Origin of the sequence: Aureimonas sp. SK2, assembly GCF_029813115.1 — a bacterium.
Lineage (GTDB): Bacteria > Pseudomonadota > Alphaproteobacteria > Rhizobiales > Rhizobiaceae > Aureimonas.
Genome location: NZ_JAPZDS010000013.1, coordinates 67,876 through 93,132, shown reverse-complemented (window position 1 = coordinate 93,132; position 25,257 = coordinate 67,876). Strand labels below are relative to the sequence as shown.

The following is a 25,257-nucleotide window of genomic DNA, read 5'->3' as shown; positions in this document are numbered from 1 at the left end:
GTTCAGGGATTGCCTTCGCCGCCGTGGGCGCCGACGGCGGTGCCGGTGGAGAAGCTCGTGCCGTCCTCGGCGAGCGCCACGTAGAGCGAGGCGAGTTCGGCCGGCTGGCCTGCGCGGCCGAGCGGCGTGTCCTGGCCGAACTCGCCCATCGTGCCTTCGATCTGCCCGCCCGCGACCTGAAGCGGCGTCCAGACCGGGCCGGGCGCCACCGCGTTGACGCGGATGCCCTTTTTCGCGAGCTGCTTGGCCATGCCTTTGGTGAGGTTCAGGATCGCCGCCTTGGTCGAGGCGTAGTCGATCAGCTCCTCGCCGGGGTCGTAGGAATTCACCGACACGGTGTTGATGATCACGCCGCCCGGCGGCAGGCTCGGGATCGCCGCCTTGGAGAAGCGGAACGTGTGGAAGACGTTGGTCTCGTAGGTCCGCACGAACTGTTCGTCGGAGATCTCGAGGATGTCTTGCCGGCTCTGCTGGTAGGCGGCGTTGTTGACGAGGAGGTCGAGGCCGCCGAGTTCGGCGATCGCCTGGGCGACCACGCTCTCGCAGGCTTCCAGCGTGCGGATGTCGGCCGGCAGCAGCACCGCCTTGCGGCCCGCATCGCGGATCAGCTTCGCCACGTCCTGCGCGTCCGGCTCCTCGTCCGGGTGGTAGTTGATCGCGACGTCGGCGCCCTCGCGGGCAAAGGCGATCGCGGCCGCGCGCCCAATGCCGGAATCGCCGCCGGTGATCAATGCGCGCCGCCCGTCGAGCCGGCCCGAGCCGCGATAGCTGGTCTCGCCGCAGTCGGGCACCGGCGTCATCTGCGACTGGAGGCCGGGCCAGGGCTGCTTCTGCTCGGGGAACGGGTCGCTCGTGTAGCGGGTGCGCGGGTCGCTGAGCTTGGGGGCGCCGCCGTCCGCGGCATTCGTGCCCCCGCTCTCCTGCGCGCCGGCCGGCGCGGCCAGCATCGCGCCGGCGCCCAGCACGGCGCCGCCCAGAACCGCGCGGCGGGAAAGGCCTGGATCGCTCATGGTCGGTCTCCTCGAATCGAGCCACGGGCCGTGACGGCCCATGGGGGAGGGGACGCGGAGCCGCGAGGGCGGTTCCCCCGGTGCGGCGGGGGAGCGCAGGCAGGATGGCGGAAAGTGCTTAGGCTCCTTCGAAACGCCGGAGCCGCCGATCAGGCGCCCTTGCGCGACAGGGCGCCGAGGATGATGCGCTCGGCGCGCGCGAGATACGCGTCCAGGAGCCGCGCGGCCTCGTCCGGCCGTCCGGCCTCCAGCGCTTCCACGATCTCCAGGTTGTCGTCGATGAAGGGGGCGTGGAGGGCTTCCGGCGCGTCGAGCAGCCCGAAGGCGAGGCGCAGCTCGGCGGCGACCTGCGCATGGAAGGCGGCGAGCCGCGCGCTGTCGGCAAGGTCCACGATCGCCGCGTGGAACGCCATGTTGGCACTGCCGACCGCCCGCCAGTCCCCCGCCTCGCGCCCGGCGAGCGCGTCGGCAACCGCCGCACGCATGCGGGCAATCGCGGGATGGCCGGCTTGCGCTTCCGCCAGCGCCCGGCACTCCACGAGGCGGCGCACCCGGTAGATGTCGATCACGGCGGCATGGTCGGGCACGGTGACGAAGACGCCCCGGTTGGGCTCGTGGCGCAGGAGCCCCTCCTTGGTGAGGAGGCGGAACGCCTCGCGCAGCGTGTTGCGCGACACGTCGAGATCCTCGGCCAACGCGCTTTCCGACAGGCGTTGACCCGGCAGGAGCTCGCCCGCGATGATCCGGTCGCGCAGGTCTTCCGCGACGCGCGCCGTCAGCGCCGGAGGCGGGGCGGGGGTCACGGACGCGCGCCGATCGTCCGTCGGGCACGGGTCGTCCGTCTCGCTCGCTTGCGCATGCCCTGTCCCCGCATCGGTCCGAATCGCGCGGACCATCGGCCAAGCTGCGGGCGACATCAAGCCGGATGCGCCGCAGGGCTGCGCGCATCCCCCCGCGAATGCGCGCAGCTGCGGCACGAGGGCGCCTTCGAAGCGAGCAGCCTGCTGAGCCCTTGCACAGATTGCAGAACAGGATTGCAAAAATCGTTGAACAATATTGACGCTGTCGTTCAATCGGAACAAGCTGCGTTCGCAATTCGGCCTTAATCGTCGGGCGCGCGGCGCCATCACCGGAGCATGATGATGAACCCAGCCACCCCCGAACGCGGGCCTGCGACGGCAGCGCCCTCCCTCGTCGAGGCCGCCGCCTCGCGCCGGTCTTCGCTGATCGCCGCCGTCTTCCTGATGGCGACCTCGGCGATCGGCCCCGGCTTCATCACCCAGACCGCGACCTTCACGGCGCAGATGGGCGCGGCCTTCGCCTTCGGCATCCTCGCCTCGGTGCTGATCGACTTCGTGGTGCAGCTCAACATCTGGCGCATCGTCGCCGTGACGCGCATGCGCGCCTCGGACGTCGCCAACGCCGCCATTCCCGGCGCCGGCTATTTTCTCGCCGCGCTCGTCATCTTCGGCGGCCTGATCTTCAACATCGGCAACATCGCGGGATCGGGCCTCGGCCTCAACGCCCTTCTGGGGCTCGACCCGAAGATCGGCGGCGCCCTGTCGGCGCTGGTCGCCATCGGCATCTTCTCGTCCAAGCGCGCGGGCGTCGCGGTGGACCGCATCATCGTGGTGCTCGGCATCCTGATGATCGCGCTGACCCTCTTCGTCGCCTTCACCTCCAGCCCGCCGGTGGGCGAGGCGCTGCGTCAGACGGTCTGGCCCGACCAGATCAACTTCGCCACCATCACCACCATCGTCGGCGGCACGGTCGGCGGCTACATCACCTATGCCGGTGCGCACCGCCTGCTCGACAAGGGAACGGTCGGCGTCGAGAACCTCGGACCCGTGACCCGCGCCGCCCTGTCGGGCATCGCGGTCACCGGCGTCATGCGCTTCGTCCTCTTCCTGGCGGTCCTCGGCGTCGTGACGAGCGGCGTGACGCTGGACCTCTCGGGCCGGGCGGCCAATCCGGCGGCGCAGGCCTTCCAGGCCGCGGCGGGCGAGTTCGGCCTGCGTCTCTTCGGGCTGATCTTCTGGGCGGCGGCGATCACCAGCGTCATCGGCGCGGCCTACACGTCGGTCACCTTCTTCAACACGTTCAACCCGAAGATCACCGAGCGCGGCCGCGCCTGGTCCACGGTTGTCTTCATCGCGGTCTCGCTCCTGATCTACGTCTTCATCGGCACGGCGCCGGCCGCGCTCCTGATCTTCGTCGGCGGCTTCAACGGCCTGATCCTGCCGATCGGTCTCACCATCTTCATCTACGCCGCCTGGGCGCGGCCGGACCTGATGCCCGGCTACCGCCATCCCCTGTGGCTGACGGTGCTCGGCGTTCTCACCTGCGCCCTGACCTGGTGGATGGGCTACAAGTCGATCGGCCCGATCTTCGCCTTCCTCAACATGTGATCTCGGGAGCGCCCCCATGTCCGCCACCATCGATCTCAACAGCGATCTCGGCGAAAGCTACGGCGCTTGGGAAATGGGCGAGGACGAGACCATGCTCGGCCTCGTCTCCTCCGCCAACGTCGCCTGCGGGTTCCATGCCGGCGACCCCGCCGGCATCCTGCGCACCTTGAAAGGCGCCGCCGCGCGCGGCGTCGCCATCGGCGCCCATGTCTCCTATCCCGACCGCGGCGGCTTCGGCCGGCGCGCCATGGACGTCGCCTCGGAGGATCTCAGGGCCGACGTGATCTACCAGATCGGGGCGCTGAAGGGGCTGGCGGCCGTCGCCGGCACCCGCGTCACCTACGTCAAGCCGCATGGCGCGCTCTACAACACGATCGCCTCCGACCCCCGTCAGGGGCGCGACGTGGTTGAGGCGATTCTTGCCGCCGACCCGTCGCTGGTCCTGATGTGCCTCGCCAACGCGCCGCTGGTGCAGCTTGCCGAAGACGCCGGGCTCAAGACAGTTTCGGAAGCCTTCGCCGACCGCGCCTATACGCCGGAAGGCACCTTGGTCTCGCGCCGCGAGACGGGCGCGGTGATCCACGACCCGGCGCTGGTGGCGGAGCGCATGGCGCGCCTCGCCGCCACCGGCGAGATCGAGGCCGTCGACGGCTCGATCGTGCGCCTCAAGGCCGATTCCATCTGCGTCCACGGCGACAGCCCCGGCGCGGTGTCGATCGCCAAGGCGGTGCGCGAGCGGCTCGAAGCGGACGGCATCGCCATCCGCCCCTTCGTGGCGGCCTGAGGAGACAAGCCATGACCGCACGCTCCCAGCTCGAAGCCCTCCGCGAGGCAGGGCGCGCCGCCCGCGCGCGCTATCGCGCCGGTCTCGTCCAGCCGACGGCCGGCGTGGCGCCGGGCCTGACCCAGGCCAACATGATCGCCCTGCCGCGCGACTGGGCCTTCGACTTCCTGCTCTATGCCCAGCGCAATCCGAAGAGCTGCCCGGTGCTCGACGTCCTGGAGGAAGGCTCCCGCGAGACGGTGCTGGCGGAAGGTGCCGACGTCGCGCGCGACATCCCGCTCTACCGCATCTGGCGCGACGGCAAGCTGGCCGAGGAAGTAGCGGACGCCTCGGCCGCCTATGCGCAGGCTGGCGACCTCGTCACCTTCCTGATCGGCTGCTCCTTCACCTTCGAGGCGCCGCTGGAGGAGGCCGGCATCGAGGTGCGCCATATCGCCGACGGCTCCAACGTGCCGATGTACCTGACCAACCGTCCCTGCCGCCCGGCCGGGCGCCTGTCCGGCCCGCTGGTCGTCTCCATGCGACCGATCCCGGCGGCCCGCGTGGCGGACGCGGCGCTGATCAGCGGCCGCTTCCCCGCCGTCCACGGCGCCCCGGTCCATGTCGGCGATCCGCAGAGCCTCGGCATCGCGGACCTCGCCAAGCCCGACTTCGGCGATGCCGTGCGCATCGAGCCCGGCGAGATCCCCGTCTTCTGGGCCTGCGGCGTGACGCCCCAGGCGGCGGTCATGGCCTCGCGGGTTCCCTTCGCCGTCACCCACGCGCCGGGCCATATGTTCGTCACCGACGCTCCCGACGCCGCCTACCACGTCTGAGGCTCCTTCCATGCGCATCCTTCCCGTCGGCCTGCGCTCATGTCTGGTGGAGCTTGCCGATCTCGACGAGACGCTGGCGCTGTTCGCCTCGCTGGAGGCCGAGCCGATCGCGGCCGTCGAGGAGATCGTCCCGGCCGCGCGCACGCTGCTCGTGCGCTTCCGGCCGGGAACCCTTCCCGATCCCGCGGACTTCGCGGCCGACCTGCGGCGCCGCGACATCTCGGCGAAAGCGAAGGGGTCGGACCGGCTGGTCGAGATCCCGACCCTCTACGACGGCGAGGATCTCGAGGACGTCGCAAGGCTGACCGGCCTGTCGCCGGACGAGGTGATCGCCCGGCACGTCGCATCCGAGTTCACCGTCGCCTTCACGGGCTTCGCGCCGGGCTTCGGCTATCTCGTCGGCGGCGATCCGGCGCTGCACGTGGCGCGGCGGCAGAGCCCGCGCACCCGCATCCCCGCCGGCACGGTGGCGCTCGCCGGCTCCTTCGCCGGCGTCTATCCGCAGGAGGGGCCCGGCGGCTGGCAGTTGATCGGCACCACGCCGCTCCGGATGTTCGACCTCGCGCGCGACCCCTCGACCCTGTTCCAGCCGGGCACGCGCGTGCGCTTCACGAGGCTCGCCGATCGGGCCGCCTTCGACGCGATCGCCGCGACGGAGGCCGCGCGGGGCACGGCCGCTCCCCAGGCCGCCTCCGCTGCCGGCACGAGCCTGCGCGTCACAGCCGCGCCGATGCCGCCCCTGTTTCAGGACGAGGGGCGCCCGGGGCAGGCGGCGCAGGGCGTCTCGGCCTCGGGCGCGCTCGACCGCGCGGCGCTCCACGCCGCCAACCGCCTCGTCGGCAATGCGCCGGGCACGCCCGCGCTGGAGATCGTCGGCGGCGGCTTCGCCTTCGAGGCGGACGGGCCGGCCGTCGTCGCGATCGCCGGCACGGACGCCGCCCTCGACATCCGTGATGGGGCCGGTGGGCGGCAGGTGGCCGAGGCCTATCGTCCCGTCTCGCTGGAGGCCGGCGACCGCGTGACGCTCCGGGCGCCGAAGCGGGGCCTGCGAAGCTATCTCGCAGCGCGCGGCGGCTTCGGCGTGGAAGCCGTCCTGGGTTCGGCCTCCGTGGACTCGCTGGCCCGCCTGGGGACGCCGCCGGTGGAGACCGGGGCGACACTCGGCATCCTGCCGCGCTCCGGCGGGGCTGCGGTGGGGGAGGCGGAAGCCCCTCCGCCAGGCCTCCCGGCGCCCGGCGAGACGGTGGTGCTGGATGTCGTGATGGGGCCGCGCACGCAATGGTTCACGCGCGCCGGCATCGACACGCTCGCCGCACAGGAGTGGACGGTGACGCCGCTGTCCAACCGCGTCGGCCTGCGCATCGAAGGCGCGGTGCCTCTGGAGCGGCTCGACCCCAAGGCCGAGCTGCCGAGCGAGGGCACGGCCAACGGCGCGATCCAGGTGCCGCACAACGGCCAGCCCGTCCTGTTCCTCGCCGACCATCCACTCACCGGCGGCTATCCCGTGATCGCGACGCTGGCCGAGCACCATCTCGACCTCGCCGCCCAGATCCCGGTCGGCGCGCGCATCCGCTTCAACGTGATCCGGCCCTTCGCCGAGATCGAACCCGAACGCCCCGAAGGTCGCCCATGAGAAAAGTCCTGATCGCCAACCGCGGCGAGATCGCGCTGCGCATCGCCCGCGCCTGCCGCGACCATGGCGTCGGCTCCGTCGCCGTCTATGCCGACTGCGACGCGGACGCGCCCTTCGTGCGCTTGGCCGACGAGGCCTATGGGCTGGAAGGAAACACACCGGCCGAGACCTATCTCCATATCGAGAAGCTCCTCGACGTCGCGAAGGCCTCAGGCGCGGATGCCGTCCATCCCGGCTACGGCTTCCTCTCGGAGCGGCCCGAGTTCGCCCGCGCCGTCGTGGAGGCGGGCCTTGTCTGGATCGGCCCCGACGCCGACGTGATCGAGGCGCTCGGCGACAAGACGCGCGCCCGCGAGATCGCGGCCCGCGTCGGCGCGCCGCTGGTGCCAGGGTCGAGCGGACCGGTGGAAAGCGCGGCTGCGGCTCTGGCCTTCGCCGAGGCTCACGGCTTGCCGATCGCCATCAAGGCGGCCTTCGGCGGCGGCGGGCGCGGCATGAAGGTCGCCTGGAAGCTGGAGGAGGTCGAGGAACTCTTCGCCTCCGCGACGCGCGAGGCGGAAAGCGCCTTCGGGCGCGGCGAATGCTTCGTGGAGCGCTTCCTCGACCGGCCGCGCCATGTGGAGGCGCAGATTCTGGCCGACCGGCACGGGACGGTGCTCGTCGTCGGCACCCGCGACTGTTCGCTCCAGCGCCGCAACCAGAAGCTGGTGGAGGAGGCGCCCGCGCCCTTCCTCACCGACGAGCAGCGCGCCCGCATCCACGAGGGCGCCCGCGCGGTCTGCGCGGAAGCCGGCTATGTCGGCGCAGGAACGGTCGAGTTCCTGTTGGGACTGGACGGCACGATCTCGTTTCTCGAGGTCAACACGCGGCTCCAGGTGGAGCATCCCGTGACGGAGGAGACCACCGGGCTCGACCTCGTGGTGGAGCAGCTGCGCATCGCCGACGGCGAGCGTCTTCGGATCACCGAGACGCCCGAGCCGCGCGGCCATTCGATCGAGTTCCGCATCAATGCCGAGGATCCCGGCCGCGGCTTCCTGCCGACGCCGGGCACGATCCTCCGCTTCGAGCCGCCGGCGGGGCCGGGCGTGCGCGTCGATGCCGGCGTCGTGTCGGGCTCGTCGATCCCCGGCCATTTCGATTCCATGATGGCCAAGCTCGTCGTCACCGGGCCGACGCGCGCGGTCGCGATCGCCCGAGCCCGCCGCGCCCTCGCCGAATTCACCGTGGAAGGCGTCGCCACCGTCCTGCCCTTCCACCGCGCGGTGCTGGAGGCGGCGGACTTTTCGGGCGAGGACTTCCGGGTCCACACGCGCTGGATCGAGACGGATTTCGCCACTGACCTGGCGGTCGCCGCGCGGCCCGCGCCGGTGGATGCGGTCCCCATGCTGCGCCTGCCCGTCGAGATCGACGGGCGGCGGCATCGGATCGGGCTTCCCGCCGCGTTCCTGGCCGGCCTCGGCTCGCCCGGCGGAGCGGCGGCGGCGGACGCCGAGCCGGCGGCCGATCCCGGGCTCCTCGCGGCGCCCGTCGCGGGCACGCTCCAGGGCTGGCGCGTCGCGGACGGCGCCACGGTCGCGGCGGGTCAGGTCGTCGCGGTGATGGAGGCGATGAAGATGGAGACGCTGGTGACGGCGCCCGTTGCGGGCGTCATCTCGCTGACGGCGGCGCCCGGCGCCTATCTCCAGGCGGGAGAAGCGCTGGCCCGGATCGTGGCCGGGTCGGCCTGAACGGCTATCCGGGGTTCGGGGGCGGGCCGAGGCCCGGCCCCTGGAACCTGCGGGTTGGACCTCAGAAGCCGAGCGAGAAGCCCTGCATGCCGACCGGGGCGTGGGGCCGGTCGATGTCGGCCATGACGATGGCGTAGCGCGAGCGGATCGCCTCGACATGGATGGGCGTCGCGGCCAGGTCGGCGGCGATGCGGTCGAAGCCGCCGCGCCCGCCCGGCGCCTTCACGCCCGCCCGGACCACTTCGTCGGCATAGGTCTCGGCGTCCCCGTCCCGCAGGCCGAGATGGCCGGCCGCCCAGAGGCCGACGAGCCGGTCCGCGCGGGCGCGGTCGCAGAAGGAGCGGCGCTCCTCCAGCGCATGGCGGCGTTCGGACAGCTCGTGGCGAAGCTCGATGGTCTGCATGGTTCCGGTTCCCCTCGTTGATCCCCGTCGCCGGTTCCTCGGTCGACTGGACCAACGCTAGCGCGGGGGCTCTCAAGGGAGCCGGAATCAATTCCCGACAATTGAATCGATCGGCCGGAAAAGTTCCTAACCGATCGTTAAAGCCGGTGCGCGAAACGGTGTTGTGCCCTTACGATCGCGCGAGCGGGCGGTCACGAACCCGCGATCAGGGGCGGGCGGCGGAATGGGAGAAGATGTCCTCCTCGTCCCAGCCGAGGAGATCGAGCTTCGCTCGCGTCGGCAGATAGGCGAAGGACGCCTCGGCCAGTTCCAGCCGGTCCTCCCGCTCCAGACGCTTCAGGAGCACGCCCATCAGGTCGTGGAGGTAAAGGACGTCCGAGGCGGCATAGTCGAGCTGCGCGGGGGTCAGCGTCTCGGCCGCCCAGTCGGAGGACTGCTGCTGCTTCGACAGGTCCACTCCGATCAGTTCCTTGGACAGGTCCTTGAGCCCGTGCCGGTCGGTGTAGGTGCGGGTCAGGCGCGAGGCGATCTTGGTGCAGAAGACCGGCTCCGTCATCACGCCGAAGGCGTGGTAGAGCGCGGCGATGTCGAACCGGGCGTAGTGGAAAATCTTGCGCTTCGACCTGTCCGCCAGGAGCGCGCAGAGATTGGGGGCCTCCTTCTGGCCCTTGGAGATCTGCACGATGTCGGCCGTGCCGTCGCCGGGCGAGAGCTGCACCACGCAGAGGCGGTCGCGCCGCGTGTCGAGGCCGAGCGTCTCCGTGTCGATCGCCACCGAACCCGTGTAGCGGGCGAGGTCGGGAAGGTCTCCCTTGTGAACGCGGATCGTCATGACGCTGTCTCCGGGCGCTTGTCGTGTTGCGAAGGATCGCGCCGCCATAGCGGATTTCGGCGCGCGGCCAAACCTCGAACTTCGCCGCGCCCGACGAAACATCCGCGACATCGGCGCGAAACCCCCGCCGCCTATCCCTCCTTCATCGAGACGAGGGAGACACACGATGACCGCCACGATCCATCCGCTGCCGCGTGCCCGCAAGACGACCGGCCTCGGCTACCCCGCCGCCTTCGGCTCGGCCGCTGGGCCGGGTTTCCAGTGGGGCACGCCGGTCCAGCCGGCCCGACCCTCCGCGGCCCTGCCGCTGGCCGAGCGGATCGCCCATGTCGAGGCGGGCCTCGGCCGGACGGCGCGCGGCGGCGGGCGGCGCTGACCGTTCAGCCGCCGTCCGCCAGGAACCAGGCGACGAGTTCGGCCCCGTTGCGCACGCCCACCGCGCGAGACAGGCGCAGCCGGTGCGCCTCCACCGTGCGCTGCGACAGGCCGATCTCCGCCGCGATCTCGGCATTGGTTCGCCCCTGCGCCACCAGGGCCAGAATCTGCCGCTGGCGCCCCGTCAGCCGGAGCGTCGCGCCGTTCACCGGCCGGTTCAGCGGCTCGAACGCATAGATCGCTTCGGCAAAGGGATCGGCCGCTCGGCGCGAGCGCCCGTTGACCCGCGCCCAGAAGCGCCGGCCCATGGCCCCGCGCATGATCCGCTCGTCCTGGTAGACCTGGCCGCCGGGCAGGTGGCTACGCCACATCTCGCCGGTGCGCACGAAGTCGTCGAGCTGCGGGTAGAGGCGCGAGAAGCTGGTGTCGATCAGCTCGGCCCGCTCGAAGCCGAAGAGCGCGGCGAACTCGGCGTTGCAGTCGCGGATGATGCGGTGGGTGGCGAAGACGAGCGGCACGGGCAGCTCGGCCAGCGCGAAGCGCGGGGCGTTCTCAAGGTCGCGTTCGGGCTTTGGGCGTGCGGACATGCCGTAGAAATACGACTCGCCGGGTCCGACGGGCAAGCACTAGCTTTCCTCCCGTTCGGGGCTGCCACGGGCGGCCGGCAGGCGGGAGGTTTGGGCTTGCGAAAAGTTCGTTCGACGGCGACAGAGGCCCTGGCCGGGGTGCTCCACGACGACATGGTGATCATGGCCGGCGGCTTCGGCCCGTGCGGCATCCCGGAGGCGCTGATCGACGCGGTGCAGCAGTCCGGCGTGAAGGGCCTGACGATCATCTCCAACAATGCGGGCGTCGACGGGATCGGCCTCGGCCGGCTGCTCGCCACCCGGCAGATCAAGAAGATGATCTCGTCCTATGTCGGCGAGAACAAGCTCTTCGCCCAGCAGTACCTGTCGGGTGAGCTGGAGCTGGAGTTCAACCCGCAAGGAACGCTCGCCGAGCGCATCCGGGCCGGCGGGGCGGGCATTCCCGCCTTCTTCACCAAGACCGGCGTCGGCACCTTGATCGCCGAGGGCAAGGAAGTGCGCGAGTTCGACGGCGAATCCTACGTCATGGAGCGCGGCCTGTTTGCCGATCTCGCCATCGTCCACGCCCATACGGGCGACGCGGAAGGCAACCTCGTCTACCGGAAGACGGCGCGAAACTTCAATCCGATGATGGCGACCGCCGCCAAGGTCACGGTGGCCGAGGTCGAGCACATGGTGCCGGTCGGCTCGATCGATGCGGACGGGATCCACACGCCCGGCATCTTCGTGCAGCGGATCGTCCACGTGCCGAACCCGGAGAAGCATATCGAGCAGCGCACGGTGCGAAAGCGCGAGACGGCCGGCGTGCCGGCGGCAGCGGGGGAGGAAGTCTGATGGCCTGGACGCGCGACCAGATGGCGGCCCGCGCCGCCCGCGAACTCGAGGACGGGTTCTACGTGAATCTAGGCATCGGCATCCCGACGCTGGTGGCCAATCATATCCCTCCCGGCATCGAGGTGGTGCTCCAGTCGGAGAACGGCATGCTCGGCATGGGCCCCTTCCCCTATGAGGGCGAGGAGGACGCCGACCTCATCAACGCCGGCAAGCAGACCATCACCGAACTGCCGATGACGAGCTTCTTCTCCTCGGCCGACAGTTTCGCGATGATCCGGGGCGGCCATATCGACCTCTCCATCCTCGGCGCCATGCAGGTGGCGGCCAATGGCGATCTCGCCAACTGGATGATCCCCGGCAAGATGGTGAAGGGCATGGGCGGGGCGATGGATCTCGTCGCCGGCGTCAAGCGGGTGGTCGTCGTCATGGAGCACGAGGCCAAGGGCGAATCCAAGCTCCTGCCCGAATGCACCCTGCCGCTGACCGGGGCGCGCGTCGCCGACCTCGTGATCACCGACCTCGGCGTCTTCACCGTGGAGCGCAAGGGGCCGGAGCGCCTGACCCTGATCGAGCTGGCCGACGGCGTGACGCTGGACGAGATCCGCGCCAAGACCGCGGCGTCGTTCGAGGTGGGCCTCTAAGCACGCGGCGCGTCGAAGGTGCTACCGGCTGCTCCGACGGTCGCCAGCCGGACAGAATCCTCCGGCTCGCCGTCTCCGCACCGTAGCACGAAGCAGAGACAAGGGCTTGTCGTCGCTCGTCAGAGCGACAGCGGCGAGGTGTAGCCGGTGAGCTCCAGATAGCCCCGGCCGCCCTCCGTCCTCACCGCCCCTTCCCAGTAGACGGGCAGGCCCCCGGCCCGCCCGTCGAGTTCCTGGTCGTCGAAAAGGGGCCGGAGCGGCAGGCGCCGCTCGCCCTCGGGCAGGCGGATCGTCAGAATCTGCTCGACCGGATAGGTCGCGCCGGTGCGTTCGGAGCGCCAGCGGCGCACCGGCTCGAAGCGGATGTCCTCCGGGCCGAGGCGCGCGATCGTGCCGTCCGGCCGGCGCCAGGAGCCGCCGGCATAGAGCGTATCCTCCTCGCGCCCGCGGATGCGGAAGGCGACGAGCGCCGAGCCGTCGTCGAAGTTGAGGCCCGTCCAGTCCCAGCCGGTGGCATCGGGCGAGAGGAACTGCGAGGACCATTCGCGGTCGAGCCAGGCCTCGCCGGTCACCTGGGTCGTCCGGCCCTCGCGGGTGAGGGTGCCGGCGACCGCGAGATGCGGCAGCGAATAGTAGTAGCTGGCTTCCCCTTCGCCCGTGCCCTTGCGGCTGAAGCCCTGATCCCCTTGCAGGAAAATCTCCTGCGTCGGCCGGAAGGCGAGGGCGTAAGAGAAGTCCGGCGTCCGGACCGCCGTCGTCCAGCGCCCGTCCGGCTCGCGCTTGAGGCGCCAGTCGCGGATGGCGATGTCGGCGTCGCCGGTCGCCGCCCGCGCCAGCCCGAAGCCCTCGCGCGCCGAGCGCTCGCCGTGCAGGAGGCGCCCGAGCTTCGGGTCCGAGAGGGCGGCATGGGCGAAGAGGACCTGTGCCGGCGCGAAGCGGCTGGGATTGGCGGGGTCGATCCCCGGCCGGGTTCGGAAGAACGTCACCTGGAAGCCGAGCTCTTCGCCGTCTTCCGTCGTCAGCCAGCCGGTGACGTACCACCATTCGGTGCGGAAGTCGGGATGGGCGCCGTGGTCGGCGGGAAAGGCGAGGGGGACGCCGGGGCGCACGGCGGGGAACTCCTGCGCACGAGCCGGCAGGAGGAGGGCGAGCGACAGGAGAAGGGCCAGAGCCAAGCGCATCACCAATCCTCCCGCACGGCCTGCACCGCCCCTTGCGACGTCGCCTGCCGCCCGGCGAGCACCGCCGTCAGGGCGGCCGCCACGACCAGGACGGCCGAGACCAGCGCGAGCGTGCCCCAGGGCACGCGCGTCTCCATGGTCCAGTTGAAGCTCTGCGGGTTGATCACGTGGATCAGCACCTGGGACAGCGCGAGGCCGAGCGCGACGCCCGCCACCGCGCCGACGGCGCCGAGCAGCGCGCCCTCCATCCCCAGCATGGCGCGGATCTGGCCGCGCGACACCCCGAGATGGCGCAGCATGCCGAACTCGCGGGTGCGCGCCAGCGTCTGCGCCGAGATGGTGGCGGCGACGCCCGACAGGCCGACCAGCATGGCGACGGCCTGAAGGACGTAGGTGACGGTGAAGGACCGGTCGAAGAGGTCGAGCGCATAGGCGCGCAGCTCGGCGGGCCGGGCGAGGTTGGCGGAGAGGCCCTGCGGCAGGGCGGCCAGAAGGGCGCGGCCCGTCTCGCCCGCATCGGCGCCGGGCGCCAGCGTTACCGCCGCCTCGTCGCGCGTCGCGTCGCCGGTGAGGCTGGTGTAGTCGGTGCCGGCGATCGCGACGGCGCCCTGCTGCCGGGCGTAGTCGCGCCAGATGCCAGCGACGAAGAAGGAGGCGTCCTGCCCGATCGGAAGCGCGATCGTCGCACCCGGCCGCCAGCCGTAGAGCCGCGCGGCGGGTTCTGAGACGTAGACCGGCACCGTGCCGGCCGGGGCGGGCGCCGATGCGGTCTCGACCGAGCGCAGAAGTCCGCCCGCTTCGCCGGTCCCGATATCGCGCGCGATGAGCGAGACGGGCGGGCGGTCCGGTTCGATCGAAAGCGGGATCTGCCGGCTGAACGAGATCGTACCGACGCCGGGCACCGTCATGAGCCGGCCTTGCGCCGCCTCGTCGAAGCCGCTGCCGGCGCCGGTGCGCAGATAAAGGTCGGCCGACAGCACATCGCCGAGCCACACGTCCACGGCCGTGCGGAAGCTCGTGACCATGGTCGCCATGGCGATCACGAGCGCGGTGGAAGCGACGATGCCGCACAGCGCCGTCGCCGCCTCGCCGGGGCTGCCCTGAACGTGGCGCACCGCCAGTTGGGCGGGCACGGCGGCCGGCGCGCGGGCGAGGAGCGGCTTCAGGAGCTGGCGCGCGACCCAGGGCACGCCCGCGACGCCGCCGGCCAGCATCAGCGCCATGCCGGCGAAGCCGAGGATCGGCAGGCCCGCTACGGGAGGCGCGAGGCTTGCCAGGATGCCGGCCGCCAGCAGCACGACGGCGGGCAGGATGGGCACGCGTGCACGCGGATCGACGAGGTCGCCGGCGTTCTTGAGGCTCGCGGCGGGCGCCGCGCGCGAGGCGGCGCGCGCCGGCAGGGCGCTGCCGAAGAGGGCCGCGAGGAGACCCAGCGCGAAGAACGCGACGGCGGCCGCGGGCTGGAACACGACGCGTGCCGCCCCACCCTCGAAATAGCCGGCGCCGAGGTCGCCGCCGAGAAGCCGCAGCGCCAGGGACGCGAGCCCGTAGCCGAGAAGGAGGCCGAGCGCCGCGCCGACGAGGCCGATCGCCAGACCTTCCAGCGTGACGGCCGCCACGACGCCGCCGCGCGGCAGGCCAAGGGTGCGCAGGAGCGCGAAGGTGCGAAGCCGCCGCGCGACGGAGAGCGCCTGCGCGGAGAAGACGAGGAAGCCGCCGGTCAGGAGCGCGACGAGGGCCAGCATGTCGAGATTGACCCGGTAAGCGCGGCTGAGCGCCGAGCCCTGGCGCGCCTCCGTCTCGTCGGTGCCGAGACTGGCATTGGCCGGCAGGAGGGGGGTCAAAGCGCTTTGGGTAGCCTCCCGGTCGCTCACCGAGAGGTCGATCCGGTCGAGTCGTCCCAGCCGGTCGAAGCGCCATTGCGCGGCCGCGATGTCGATCGTGCCGAGCCGCTCCGTGTCGCCCGCCCCGTCCAGCGTGCCGGCGATGCGAAAGGGGACGGTGCGCCCGTTGGCGGAGACGGCGATCGTGTCGCCGACGGTCGCGCCCGTCGCCGCCAAGGCCGCGCGCGACAGGAACAGGGCGTCTTCCGAAAAGACGGCCGACCGATTCTGGTCGACCCCTTGCGCGTTCAGGCCGACCAGCGTCGGCGTGACGCGGGCGGCGCGCAGGACGTCGAGGCCCAGCAGCGTGAAGCGCGCCTCGCCCGCCCGCGCTTCCAGCACCACGACGGGGCTGGCATCCGCGACGCCCTCAGTCAGCGCGATCGGCCCGTAGGCGGTCTCGTCGAAGCCCAGCGGGCTTGCCGCGCGCACCTGGAGGTCGGCCGCGCCGTTGACCGAGCGCACCGCGCCCTCGAAGGAGGCCAGCGCCGAGCCGTTGACGAGATGGACCGCGAAGCCGAGCGCGACGCCGACGGCGATGGCGACGGCCGTCAGGAGAAAACGCGCGGGATGGGCGCGGCCCTCGCCGGCGATCAGCCAGCGCAGCGCCAGACGGGCCTGGGTGAGGCCGGCCTCAGCCATGCGTCGAGCCGTCGCGGAGGCCGGTCGCGGTCAGCGTCAGGACGCGGTCTGCGACGGCGGCGGTCGCGGGCGAATGGGTGACGATCACGGCCGCCGCGCCGCCCTCGCGCACGGCCGAGGCGAAAAGGGCGAGAACGCGCGTGGCCGTGTCGGGATCGAGATTGCCGGTCGGCTCGTCGGCGAGGATCAGCGCGGGCCTGTGGACGAGGGCGCGGGCGATGGCCACCCGCTGGAGTTCGCCGCCGGACAGGTCGCGCGCATAGTCGTCGGCCCGGCCGCCGAGCCCGACGGCGGCGAGCAGCCGCTCGGCCTCCGCCTTCGCCCGTGCGGCGTCGGGCGAGACGAGGGCGAGCGGCAGCGCGACGTTCCGGCCGAGGGTCAGGTAGGGCAGGATGTGGAAGGCCTGGAAGACGAAGCCGATCCGCTCGCGGCGGAGCCGGGTGCGCGCCGTCTCGTCGAGAGGGCCGAGCGCGGTGCCGCCGACCTCGACCACACCCTCGTCCGCCTCGTCGAGGCCCGCGAGAATGTTGAGGAGCGTCGACTTGCCGGTGCCCGATTCCCCGACGATGGCGACGAGTTCGCCGCCGGCGACCGCAAGGTCGAGACCGGAGAACAGGCGCCGCCCGCCCGGCACGGTCTTGCCGAGGCCGGAGACGCGCAGGCGCTCGGGCGCGGCGGCGGGCGGACGGGTATCGAGGGCGGGATCGGTGTGCATCGCCCCCGAAACTGGGGCGCCGCGGCCGCCGATCCAGGCGCCCGGCCTGGTGCCGGACGCCGCAGGCGTGGAACCGGGGACGGAACCCTGCGGGTCGGCCCGGCGGACCCTTCCGCCGCTGGTCATCGTTTCCGATGCTCACCGATGCGCTGCATCGTCTGCGCTCGGCGCCTCGCCAGCAACGGATAATTCTCGCCGGCCCTCCGCCGCATGGTTCCGTCCCCGGTTCTCAGGCCGCGCCGTCCTGCAGCCAGCGATGGGCGAGCGTCAGGTCCATCTGCGTCAGGCCGTGGCCGACGGGCAGGACCTCGTGCCGCACCCGGGCGCCGCCCGCCTCGAGGGTCGCGGCGAGGCGCTCCGCGTTGGCTGCCGGCACGATCGGGTCCATCGCGCCCGACAGCATCAGGACCGGCGTGGCCGGAAGGTCGAAGGCTGGCGCCGTCTGAAGCGGCACCATCGGACGGATCAGGACGGCGCCGGCCAGGAGCCGAGGCTCCAGCATCAGGAGCGCCGCCGCGATGTTGGCGCCGTTGGAGAAACCGACGGCGATCGGCGCGGCCAGACCGTAGGCGTGCCGCGCCTCGTCCACGAAGCGGGCGAGATCGCCGGCGCGCGCCACGACGTCGGCCTCGTCGAACACGCCTTCCGACAGGCGCCGGAAGAAGCGCGGCATGCCGTTCTCCGACACGCGGCCGCGCGGCGACAGGAGGGCCGCGCCGGGCACGAGGGCGGCGCCGAGGCCGAGAAGGTCGTTCTCGTCGCCGCCCGTCCCGTGCAGGAGGAGGAGCGGCGCGCGCGACGGCGCGGTCGCGGGCACGAAGCGGTGGATGTGCGACAGGGCTTGGCTGGTCTGGCTCATGAGGTCCTCCGGAAGGGGGCCGGGGCGGCGATGCGCTGCCCTGGCCGGTTTCGTCAGGCCGCCCGGTCGGCAAGGCCGAGATCGGGCAGCACGCTCTCGATCCGCGCGCGCTGGGCCTCCAGGCCGTGCGGCAGCTTGAGCGTCGTGCCGAGGCTGGCGGCCGGCTCGTCCACGGCAAAGCCCGGCTGGTCGGTCGCGATCTCGAACAGGACATGGCCCGGCTCGCGGAAATAGACCGAGCGGAAGTAGTTGCGGTCTCGCTGCTCCGTCACGCCGATGCGGTGGTTCTCGACGAGGCGCCTCGCCATCGCCGCTTCCGCCGCGTCGTCCGCCGCCCGGAAGGCGACGTGGTGGACGGAGCCCGCACCCGGCCGAGGCTTCAGGAAGCCGCCGACGGCCCGGATGTCGACGATGCCGCCGATCCCGGTGCCGTCGACCTGGAAGCGCGTGGTCGAGCCTTCCGACCCCAGCTCGCGGAATCCGAGGACGTCGGTCAGCACCGCGCCGGTCGGCGCCTTCTCCTCGAGGAGCAGGCTCACCGAATGGAAGCCGCGGATCGCGACCTCCGCCGGCACACCGCCGCCGGTCCAGCCGGGCTCGGCCTCCGCGCCCGGCACCGCGACGAGCGCGAGGTGCATCCCGTCCGGATCGCGGAAGGCCAGCGCCGTCTCGCCGAATCGCTTCACCGGCGGGTCGAAGGCGACGCCCTTCTCGATGAAGCGGTGCGTCCACCAGCCGATCGCGCCTTCCGGCACGCGGAACACGGTCTCCTGCGTCTCGCCGACGCCGAGCCGGCCGGGGGCCGCGTGCTCCCAGGGGAAGAAGGTCAGGATCGTGCCGGGGCTGCCGGCCTCGTCGCCGTAGTAGAGGTGCCAGGTGCCGGGATCGTCGAAATTGACGGTCTGCTTCACCAGCCGGAGGCCGAGCGTGTCGGTATAGAACCGCACGTTGCGCGCCGCGGGACCGGCGATGGCGGTGACGTGATGGATGCCGTGGCTCATGTCCTGTCTCCTCAGGGTTCGTGTGTCGAGGAGCAACATAATCGCAATGATGCGCGATCGTCAGATGCAATCGCGTTGCATCCGTGCAATCACGCTCTTGCACGCGTCGAACGGAGAGCGGCGATGGACCTCGATAGGCTGGCCTGGGACGACCTGCGGCTCGTCGGCGCCGTGGCGGAGGTGGGCACGCTTCCCGCGGCCGCCGACCGGCTCGGCGTCGCCCATTCCACCGTGTTCCGCCGCCTGCGCCAGATCGAGGGGACGATGGGCTGCGCCTTGTTCGAGCGCAACGGGGCGCGGCTGGTGCCGACGCCGGCTGGCGAGGAGATCGCGGCCCTGGCGCGCGAGGTCGGGTCGGCGGTGGATGCCGCGGCGCTCCGCCTGGCGGGCCGCGAGCCGGTGCCGGCCGGCGAGGTGCGCGTCACCACCAACGACACGCTGCTGATCCACTTCCTGACGCCGATCTTCTCGGACTTCCGCCGGCAATGTCCGGCCGTGCGGCTCGACGTCGTGCTCGGCAATCCCGCGCTCAACCTGTCGAAGCGCGACGCGGACGTGGCGATCCGCGCCACCGACCGGCCGCCGGACACGCTGGTCGGGCGCAAGGGCGCGCGCATCGCCTGGGCGCTCTATGGCGCGCGCGAGGCGGCGGGAGACGACTGGGTGTCGCTCGGCGACGCGATGGGGCCGATGGCCGTCGTTCGGCACGTGGCGGGAACCGTGCCGCCGGAGCGCATCGGCTACCGCGTCAACACGGTTCTGGGTCTCGCGGAGGCGATCGAGGCCGGCCTCGGCTGCGGCTATCTGCCCTGCTTCGTCGGCGACGGCCGGCCGGCGCTCCGGCGCCTCGGCGCGCCGGACGAGCGCTTCGCCACCGATCTCTGGCTGCTGACGCACGCGGACCTGCGCCATGTGCCGCGCGTGCGGGCGCTGATGGACTTTCTGGGCGAGGCGGTGGCCGAGCGGCGCCCGCTCCTGGAAGGGCAGCGCCCGCAGCCGGACTGATTGCCGCAGGGGCGCGGCTTCGGGAACCGCCGGGAATCGCGGCGGATTCCGGCTCCATGGCACCGAACCCGACCACCCACCCGAACCGGTCGGAGCGGCCTGCGCCAAGCCGTTCCGTGCGCCGAACCGCCCGCCCGAGCGATGCCGAACCGTCGAGCACCGATCTCGAGGCCAAGGCCCGGCTGGTCCACGACCGGCTCTGCGCCGTCTACGGCTGTCCGATCGGCTATTTCCACGACCTCGACCCCTTGAGCGAACTCGTCTCCTCGCTCCTGTCGCACCGGACGCGCAATGCGGACTCGGGGCGCGCCTTCAAGGCGCTGCGGCAGCGCTTTCCCGACTGGGGCGAACTGATCGCGGCCGACACGGCCGAGGTCGAGAGCCTGATCCACGGCGTGCGCTGGCCCGAGCAGAAGGCGCCGCGCATCCAGGCCATCCTGAAGGGCGTCCGGGAACGGGCGGGCCGGCTCGACCTCCAGTTTCTCGCCGGCATGGAGCCGGCCGAAGCGCGCGCCTGGCTGGAAGAACTGCCGGGCGTCGGGCCGAAGACCAGCGCGGCGGTCCTGTCCTTCTCCACCTTGCGCATGCCCGCGCTGCCCGTCGACAGCCACCATCACCGCGTCGCCATCCGGCTCGGACTGATCGCGCCGGACCTCGCGGTCGGCCCGTCGCATCCCGTCCTGCGGGCGCAACTGCCCGCGGACTGGAGTGCCCAGGACCTCTACGACAACCACGAGGTGCTGATGTTGCACGGCCAGAAGGTCTGCTACCACCGGCGCCCCGCCTGCGAGCGCTGCACCTTGGCGGACATCTGCCCGAGCGCCTTCAAGGTGTCGTGACCGACCCGTTCTGCGGGGTCAGAGCGGGCCGTCGATCCGGCTGGGCGCGATCGGGTCGGAGGCGGGGAACGTGTCGTCGAGGGCCTCGTCGAGTTCCTCCTCCTCCGTCATCGGGCGCTCCTGGTCGCCGGGCGTGCGCTTGTCCTCGACGATCGGAGGAATCGGCGGCGTGTCGCCGGAAGTCTGGGACTGTTCCTCCTCGTCCAGCGCCCCGTCGTCGGGCTGTGTCACCAGTCCGTCCTCGCCGATCGGCTCGGGCAGGATCGGGTCGGGGGCGTTGCGTTCGGGCGTCTCGGGAATGTTCGACATGCGTGGTCCTCGAATCTGTGGGTGGGGGCGGGAGCGTCAGCCTGCGCCGGCGTCGTCGCCGGTCTCGCCTTCGTCCGGCAGGCTGCCGGCGCCGGGCGTGGCGTCGGGGTTCGTCAGTTCCGGCTTGGCATGCGGTCCCGCGCCGGGCGTCGCGGCCTCGGTATCGGGCTCCTTGTCCGCGCCCGCGGGCGTCGTCGAGCCGTGCTTTTCTCCGCTCATCGGGTCCGTCCCTCCTATGGGCATCCGACGGAATGACGCGCGCGAGCCCCCGCCGGTTCCCGGCCGGCGCAAATCCATCGCAATGCACCCCCACGTTCGCGCAAGCCCCGGCTGGAACGCTGAGCCGTCCGGCAGGGACGAAACGCCGGCAGGAGGTCGCCCATGAGGATACGCTTGACCGAGATCACCACGGCCCAGGGGGACATGCTGCGCCGCCTGGACGACGGCCCGGCGCGTGACAGCGTCGGCCTCCATACCGGCGACCTCGCCACCGACGAACTGCGCCGCTGCCTGGAACTGCATGCGCTCGGCCTCGTCTCCGTCGCCATCGGCTGGCGCGACACCTGCTGGTTCCGGCTGACGGCAGCCGGGCGGCGCCTCGGGCGTCAGCTCGCCGCCTGACCCGCGCGCCAGTCGGCGGCGAGCGCCAGGAACCGCGCGACGATGCGGTCGCCGTCCGGCGTCAGCACGGATTCGGGATGGAACTGGATGCCGTAGGTCGGATGGGCGCGGTGCGTGAGCGCCATGACCTCGCCGGCCGGCGAGCGGGCGTCGACCGTCAGATGCGCGGCCAGGGCGTCCGTCTCGCCCACGATCAGCGAATGGTAGCGGCCGACGGGCAGCGGGGCGGGAAGGCCGGCGAAGAGGCCCGAGCCGCCATGCGCCAGATGCGACACGCGCCCGTGCATCGGTTCCCTCGCGCGCTCCACCCGGCCGCCGAAACAGGCGCCGATCACCTGATGGCCGAGGCAGACGCCGAGGATCGGCAGGCGCCCCGACAGGGTCGCCACGGCTTCCATGCAGACGCCCGCCTCCGCCGGGCCGCAGGGGCCCGGCGACAGGACCAGGGCGTCGGGCTCGAGATCGGCGATGCCGGCGAGATCGATCCGGTCGCTGCGCACCACCCTGACCGCCTCGCCGCGCCGCTCGATGTAGCGGGCGAGGTTGTGGGTGAAGCTGTCGTAGTTGTCGAGGACGAGAATCATGCGTCGGCCCCGAAGGCGGCGAGGATGCGGGCCGCCTTGGTTTCCGTCTCCGCCCATTCGGCCGGGCCGTCCGACAGGACCGTCACCCCGCCGCCGGTTCCGAAGGACACGGCATTCCCTTCAAATTCCAGGGTGCGGATGGCGATCGACAGGTCCGCCGCCCCGCAGAAGGACAGGGCGGCGACCGAGCCGCAGTAGAGGCCGCGCGGCGCGCCCTCGATCGTGGCCACGATGTCGGTCGCCCGAATCTTCGGCGCCCCGGTGATCGAGCCGCCGGGAAAGGCGGCTGATATCAGGGCGCCGATGCCGGTGCCCGGCTGCAGGTGCCCGGTGACGGCCGAGACGAGGTGATGGAGCCCCGCATAGGATTCCAGCGCGCAGAGTTCGGGGACGGCGATCGAATCCACCTCGCAGACCCGCGACAGGTCGTTGCGCAGGAGGTCCACGATCATGACGTTCTCGGCCCGGTCCTTTTCGGAGGCGAGAAGCGCCTCGGCCGCCGCGCGGTCGGCCGCCTCCTTGTCGGAGCGGCGCGCGGTGCCCTTGATCGGGCGCGTTTCCACGAGGCCGCCCCGCACGCGCAGGAAGAGTTCCGGCGAGGCGGAGGCGACCGTGCGATGCGGCTCCTCGAGATAGGCGGCATAGGGGGCGGGGTTGACCGCGCGCAGGCGAGCGTAGAGCGCGAACGGGTCGAACCCTTTGGGCAGCACCGCCCGCAGCCGGCGCGACAGGTTGGCCTGGTAGACCTCGCCGTCGAGGATCAGCTCCTTCACCCGCTCCACCTCGGCGGCATAGGCGGCGGCCTCGCGGCTGGACGTCCAGTCCGGCACGAAGGGCGGCGCGGGCGGGGCGGGCGGCAGGGGCGCGGCAAGCGCCGCCTCGAACCGGTCGAGCCGTTCGTCCGCCCGCGCATGGCGGTCGGCGAGGGGGGAGGCGGCGTCGAGCCCCGGTCCGAACCCCGTCGACAGGAGCCGCGCCGTGCCGGCGGCATGGTCGAAGACAAGGGCGGTGTCATGGAGGCCGAAGCCGAGAAGCGGCCGGGCGGGGTCGAAGCCGGCCGGGCGATGGAGCCTTTCCAGAAGGTGCCCGGCCTCGAAGTCGATCGTGCCGAGCAGCCCGCCGACAAAGGGCGGGGCGTCGTCGGTCGGCTCGACCCGGTACCGAGCCAGGATCGCGTCGAGCGCGGCGAAGGGCGGCCCATCGATCGCCTCGCCCCCGAGGCGGAGGCCGGAAAGCCCCGCCTCCAGCCGATCGAACGGCGCGGCCGAAAGGATCGACCACCGCGCGTTCGCGCCCTGCGGGCGGGCCGAATCCAGCCAGACGAGGCCGCCCAGCGGCCGAAGCCGCCGCGCCGCCTCGAGGAGGGATGGAATCTCGACCGCACGCTGCCACATGGGCGAGCCGTTTAGCGCATCGCCCCGGAAACCGGTATCGGATTCCGCCGCCCTCAGCCGACCCCGGTCGGGCCGTCGAGGACGATGCGCACTTTTCGCGTCAGGTCCTGGCGCGAGTAGGGCTTGTTGATGATCTCGAACTCCGATCCGCCCGCGTCGGTCCGCTCCAGCGAGGCCTCGGCGTAGCCGGTGGTGAGGAGGACGCGGATGCGGGGCTTGATGCGCCGCGCTTCGCGCGCCAGCACCACGCCGTTCATGCCGCCCGGCATCACGAGGTCGGAGAACAGGAGATCGAACGGCTCGCCCGCCTGGAGCCGCTTCAGGGCTGCGAGCGGCGTGGTCTCCACCGTCACCGTGTAGCCCTGCTCCTCCAGCATGTCGCGCGCGAGTTCGGCCACCTCCGCCCGGTCGTCCACCACGAGGAGGCGTTCGGTGCCCTGGCGCTCGATGCTTCGCACCCTTTGCAGCGACTTCTGCTCTTCTCCGATCGCGGCGGGGAACAGGAGCTCCACCGTCGTGCCTTCGCCGAGGCGCGATACGATATGGACGGTGCCGCCCGACTGCTTGGCGAAGCCGTAGACCATGGAGAGGCCGAGCCCGGTGCCCTTGCCCTCCTCCTTGGTGGTGAAGAACGGGTCCAGCACGCGGGCCAGCACCTCGCGCGGCATGCCGGACCCTGTGTCCTCGACGCAGACCGAGACGTAGGCGCCCGGCATGACGCTGTCGTAATGGGCGGCGTCCTCCGGCGAGATCTGCCGGTTGCGGGTGCGGATGCGCACGGTGCCGCCGGAGGACGAGGACATGGCGTCGCGCGCGTTGATCAGGATGTTGAGGAGGGCGACCTCGGCCTGCGTCGGGTCGATGCGGCAGGTCGAAAGATCCGGCGCGAGGTCGGTCTCCACCGAGATCTGGTCGCCGAGCGTGCGGCCGGCGATCTCGCTCATGCCGGCGACGAGCCCGTTGAGATTGACGAGGCGCCCCTCAAGGCGCTGCTTGCGGGCGAAGGCGAGGAGCTGCTGCGTCAGCGTCACGGCGCGGGCGGAGGCCGAGCGCACGTTGTCCACCGCCCGGATGGCGCGGGGGCGGTCGAGCTCGGGCTTCTCGAGCTGGCCCGCGATCACCTCGACATAGCCGGTGACGATCTGCAGGAGATTGTTGAAGTCGTGCGCGATGCCGCCGGTGAGCTGGCCGAGCGCCTCCATCTTCTGCGCCTGGCGCAGGCCTTCTTCGGCGTCGCGCCGGCGCGAGACGTCGAGCTGGGAGCCGAAGAAATAGACCAGCTTCCCGTTGGGGTCGTAGACCGGCGAGATGAACAGGGCGTTCCAGAACGTGGACCCGTCCTTGCGATAGTTCAGGACCTCCGTCGCGATCTCGCTGCGGCTTTCGATCGCAGCCCGCACCTCCGCGATCGTGGCGCGATCGGTGTCCGGCCCCTGGAGGAACCGGCAATTGTTGCCGACGATCTCCTCGCGCGAATAGCCCGTCATCTGGATGAAGGCGTTGTTTGCGAAGACGATGGGGTTGTCGGGCTGGTAGGGATCGGTCACCGTCATCGGCATGCGCGTCGTCTCGACGGCGGCGAAGAAGATGTCGTCATGGCTGTCCAGCCGCCCCGCGGCGCTGGACCGGACCGTCGGCCTCGGGCCGTCGAAGGGGGGCGGGCTGTCGAAGCGGTTGGTCATGGAGGCCTTGTGAAAGGGTCGGAGGGCGACGGATCCCGCCCGGCCTGATAATGTCATGGGACGAAAATCGTTCGCACACGACGAACGGGAAAGGCGGCAATGACCGTTTCCGACCACAACCCGGCGGGCCAAGGCAAGGTGATGCTGGTCGAGGACGACCCGATGATCCGCGCCCTGACGGCCGAATGGATCGAGGACGCCGGCTACACCGTGTCGGAATTCGCGAGGGGAGACGAGGCCTTGCGCGCGCTGCGCGAGGACGGGGACTGCCGGGTGGCGGTTCTGGACGTCAGCCTGCCCGACATGCGGGGCGACGATCTGGCGCAGGCGCTGCGCGCGCTCCAACCCGATCTCGGGCTGCTCTTCGCGACCGGCAATTCCGACAACCTCTCAGCCGCCACGCTGGAGCGGCCGCGCACGGGTCTCCTGCGCAAGCCCTATTCCGCCCGCGATCTCGCCAACGCCATCGAAGGCGTCTCGGCGGACTGACGCT

At 71.7% G+C, this 25,257-nt stretch carries 27 protein-coding genes; 12 read left to right on the top strand and 15 right to left on the bottom strand.

The features are described from left to right. Positions 1 to 2 precede the first annotated feature (2 nt). Complete coding sequence (locus O5O54_RS16330) at positions 3 to 1,010, bottom strand: SDR family oxidoreductase (RefSeq protein WP_279482890.1); 1,008 nt, start codon at positions 1,008 to 1,010, stop codon at positions 3 to 5. A 149-nt stretch (positions 1,011 to 1,159) separates the two neighbouring features. Further along, complete coding sequence (locus O5O54_RS16325) at positions 1,160 to 1,813, bottom strand: GntR family transcriptional regulator (protein WP_279482889.1); 654 nt, start codon at positions 1,811 to 1,813, stop codon at positions 1,160 to 1,162. 441 nt (positions 1,814 to 2,254) lie between these two features. On the opposite strand from O5O54_RS16325, the gene O5O54_RS16320 reads away from it, so the two are divergent. Genes O5O54_RS16320 through O5O54_RS16300 form a run of 5 tightly spaced genes read left to right on the top strand, consistent with a single transcriptional unit; the run spans position 2,255 to position 8,377 of the window. Further along, a complete protein-coding gene (locus O5O54_RS16320; protein ID WP_407061721.1) occupies positions 2,255 to 3,418 on the top strand; it encodes an NRAMP family divalent metal transporter in 1,164 nt (387 codons plus the stop codon). A gap of 16 nt (positions 3,419 to 3,434) precedes the next feature. Beyond that, positions 3,435 to 4,202: a LamB/YcsF family protein gene (locus tag O5O54_RS16315; protein ID WP_279482887.1), complete on the top strand. Its 768-nt coding sequence runs from the start codon at positions 3,435 to 3,437 to the stop codon at positions 4,200 to 4,202. Between the two features lie 11 nt (positions 4,203 to 4,213). Then, on the top strand, positions 4,214 to 5,017 hold the full coding sequence (locus O5O54_RS16310) for a putative hydro-lyase (RefSeq protein ID WP_279482886.1): 804 nt from the start codon (positions 4,214 to 4,216) through the stop codon (positions 5,015 to 5,017). Between the two features lie 10 nt (positions 5,018 to 5,027). Further along, a complete protein-coding gene (locus O5O54_RS16305; protein WP_279482885.1) occupies positions 5,028 to 6,650 on the top strand; it encodes a carboxyltransferase domain-containing protein in 1,623 nt (540 codons plus the stop codon). Beyond that, positions 6,647 to 8,377 carry a biotin carboxylase N-terminal domain-containing protein gene (locus tag O5O54_RS16300; RefSeq protein ID WP_279482884.1) on the top strand — a complete coding sequence of 577 codons (1,731 nt, stop codon included), beginning with the start codon at positions 6,647 to 6,649 and terminating at the stop codon, positions 8,375 to 8,377. Before O5O54_RS16305 ends, O5O54_RS16300 begins: the two co-directional genes overlap by 4 nt. A 61-nt stretch (positions 8,378 to 8,438) precedes the next feature. Here the strand turns inward: O5O54_RS16300 and O5O54_RS16295 are convergent, their stop codons facing one another. Together O5O54_RS16295 and O5O54_RS16290 are read right to left on the bottom strand one after the other, a co-directional pair. Next, positions 8,439 to 8,780, bottom strand: coding sequence for an ATPase inhibitor subunit zeta (locus O5O54_RS16295; protein WP_279482883.1), 342 nt, complete (start codon positions 8,778 to 8,780; stop codon positions 8,439 to 8,441). Positions 8,781 to 8,985: 205 nt separating this feature from the next. Continuing rightward, the gene (locus tag O5O54_RS16290) at positions 8,986 to 9,612 is read right to left on the bottom strand and encodes a ribonuclease D (protein WP_279482882.1); all 627 of its coding nucleotides are present in this window, start codon (positions 9,610 to 9,612) and stop codon (positions 8,986 to 8,988) included. Positions 9,613 to 9,778: 166 nt separating this feature from the next. On the opposite strand from O5O54_RS16290, the gene O5O54_RS16285 reads away from it, so the two are divergent. After that, on the top strand, positions 9,779 to 9,988 hold the full coding sequence (locus O5O54_RS16285) for a hypothetical protein (protein WP_279482881.1): 210 nt from the start codon (positions 9,779 to 9,781) through the stop codon (positions 9,986 to 9,988). Between the two features lie 4 nt (positions 9,989 to 9,992). On the opposite strand, the gene O5O54_RS16280 is transcribed toward O5O54_RS16285, so the two are convergent. After that, positions 9,993 to 10,610 (bottom strand): LuxR C-terminal-related transcriptional regulator, encoded by a 618-nt coding sequence (locus O5O54_RS16280; RefSeq protein ID WP_279482880.1) that lies wholly within the window; start codon positions 10,608 to 10,610, stop codon positions 9,993 to 9,995. A gap of 60 nt (positions 10,611 to 10,670) precedes the next feature. Here O5O54_RS16280 and O5O54_RS16275 point away from each other — a divergent pair, with 60 nt between their 5' ends. Together O5O54_RS16275 and O5O54_RS16270 are read left to right on the top strand one after the other, a co-directional pair. Further along, on the top strand, positions 10,671 to 11,408 hold the full coding sequence (locus O5O54_RS16275) for a CoA transferase subunit A (RefSeq protein ID WP_279482879.1): 738 nt from the start codon (positions 10,671 to 10,673) through the stop codon (positions 11,406 to 11,408). Then, the gene (locus O5O54_RS16270; protein WP_279482878.1) at positions 11,408 to 12,049 is read left to right on the top strand and encodes a 3-oxoacid CoA-transferase subunit B; all 642 of its coding nucleotides are present in this window, start codon (positions 11,408 to 11,410) and stop codon (positions 12,047 to 12,049) included. The genes O5O54_RS16275 and O5O54_RS16270 overlap by 1 nt, the downstream gene beginning before the upstream one ends. 119 nt (positions 12,050 to 12,168) lie before the next feature. Here the strand turns inward: O5O54_RS16270 and O5O54_RS16265 are convergent, their stop codons facing one another. The 5 genes from O5O54_RS16265 to O5O54_RS16245 form a co-directional block, all read right to left on the bottom strand. Then, the gene (locus tag O5O54_RS16265) at positions 12,169 to 13,230 is read right to left on the bottom strand and encodes a lipocalin-like domain-containing protein (RefSeq protein ID WP_279482877.1); all 1,062 of its coding nucleotides are present in this window, start codon (positions 13,228 to 13,230) and stop codon (positions 12,169 to 12,171) included. Beyond that, positions 13,230 to 15,755, bottom strand: coding sequence for an FtsX-like permease family protein (locus tag O5O54_RS16260; RefSeq protein WP_279482876.1), 2,526 nt, complete (start codon positions 15,753 to 15,755; stop codon positions 13,230 to 13,232). The genes O5O54_RS16265 and O5O54_RS16260 overlap by 1 nt, the downstream gene beginning before the upstream one ends. Then, a complete protein-coding gene (locus tag O5O54_RS16255) occupies positions 15,748 to 16,470 on the bottom strand; it encodes an ABC transporter ATP-binding protein (RefSeq protein WP_279482875.1) in 723 nt (240 codons plus the stop codon). The genes O5O54_RS16260 and O5O54_RS16255 overlap by 8 nt, the downstream gene beginning before the upstream one ends. A gap of 229 nt (positions 16,471 to 16,699) precedes the next feature. Beyond that, positions 16,700 to 17,329, bottom strand: coding sequence for an alpha/beta hydrolase (locus O5O54_RS16250; RefSeq protein WP_279482874.1), 630 nt, complete (start codon positions 17,327 to 17,329; stop codon positions 16,700 to 16,702). A gap of 53 nt (positions 17,330 to 17,382) precedes the next feature. Continuing rightward, complete coding sequence (locus tag O5O54_RS16245; RefSeq protein WP_279482873.1) at positions 17,383 to 18,330, bottom strand: VOC family protein; 948 nt, start codon at positions 18,328 to 18,330, stop codon at positions 17,383 to 17,385. A 123-nt stretch (positions 18,331 to 18,453) separates the two neighbouring features. On the opposite strand from O5O54_RS16245, the gene O5O54_RS16240 reads away from it, so the two are divergent. Then, positions 18,454 to 19,335, top strand: a complete 882-nt coding sequence (locus O5O54_RS16240) for a LysR family transcriptional regulator (RefSeq protein ID WP_279482872.1) — start codon at positions 18,454 to 18,456, stop codon at positions 19,333 to 19,335. Positions 19,336 to 19,391: 56 nt separating this feature from the next. Next, on the top strand, positions 19,392 to 20,174 hold the full coding sequence (gene nth / locus O5O54_RS16235) for a Fe-S cluster assembly protein HesB (RefSeq protein WP_279482871.1): 783 nt from the start codon (positions 19,392 to 19,394) through the stop codon (positions 20,172 to 20,174). Between the two features lie 18 nt (positions 20,175 to 20,192). Here nth and O5O54_RS16230 read toward each other — a convergent pair whose 3' ends face one another. Next, positions 20,193 to 20,483 carry a hypothetical protein gene (locus tag O5O54_RS16230; RefSeq protein WP_279482870.1) on the bottom strand — a complete coding sequence of 97 codons (291 nt, stop codon included), beginning with the start codon at positions 20,481 to 20,483 and terminating at the stop codon, positions 20,193 to 20,195. Positions 20,484 to 20,519: 36 nt separating this feature from the next. Then, entirely contained in the window at positions 20,520 to 20,702 is a 183-nt protein-coding gene (locus O5O54_RS16225) for a hypothetical protein (protein ID WP_279482869.1), read from the bottom strand. A 162-nt stretch (positions 20,703 to 20,864) separates the two neighbouring features. On the opposite strand from O5O54_RS16225, the gene O5O54_RS16220 reads away from it, so the two are divergent. Beyond that, positions 20,865 to 21,104 (top strand): hypothetical protein, encoded by a 240-nt coding sequence (locus O5O54_RS16220; protein ID WP_279482868.1) that lies wholly within the window; start codon positions 20,865 to 20,867, stop codon positions 21,102 to 21,104. Here the strand turns inward: O5O54_RS16220 and O5O54_RS16215 are convergent. The 3 genes from O5O54_RS16215 to O5O54_RS16205 are packed head-to-tail and all read right to left on the bottom strand — an operon-like array spanning position 21,089 to position 24,764. Next, positions 21,089 to 21,688 (bottom strand): aminodeoxychorismate/anthranilate synthase component II, encoded by a 600-nt coding sequence (locus O5O54_RS16215; RefSeq protein WP_279482867.1) that lies wholly within the window; start codon positions 21,686 to 21,688, stop codon positions 21,089 to 21,091. The two genes, O5O54_RS16220 and O5O54_RS16215, sit on opposite strands and share 16 nt — an antisense overlap. Next, positions 21,685 to 23,082: an anthranilate synthase component I family protein gene (locus tag O5O54_RS16210; RefSeq protein ID WP_279482866.1), complete on the bottom strand. Its 1,398-nt coding sequence runs from the start codon at positions 23,080 to 23,082 to the stop codon at positions 21,685 to 21,687. Before O5O54_RS16210 ends, O5O54_RS16215 begins: the two co-directional genes overlap by 4 nt. A 53-nt stretch (positions 23,083 to 23,135) precedes the next feature. Beyond that, complete coding sequence (locus O5O54_RS16205; protein ID WP_279482865.1) at positions 23,136 to 24,764, bottom strand: histidine kinase famiy protein; 1,629 nt, start codon at positions 24,762 to 24,764, stop codon at positions 23,136 to 23,138. A gap of 99 nt (positions 24,765 to 24,863) precedes the next feature. Here O5O54_RS16205 and O5O54_RS16200 point away from each other — a divergent pair, with 99 nt between their 5' ends. After that, positions 24,864 to 25,253, top strand: a complete 390-nt coding sequence (locus tag O5O54_RS16200; RefSeq protein ID WP_279482864.1) for a response regulator — start codon at positions 24,864 to 24,866, stop codon at positions 25,251 to 25,253. Positions 25,254 to 25,257 lie beyond the last annotated feature (4 nt).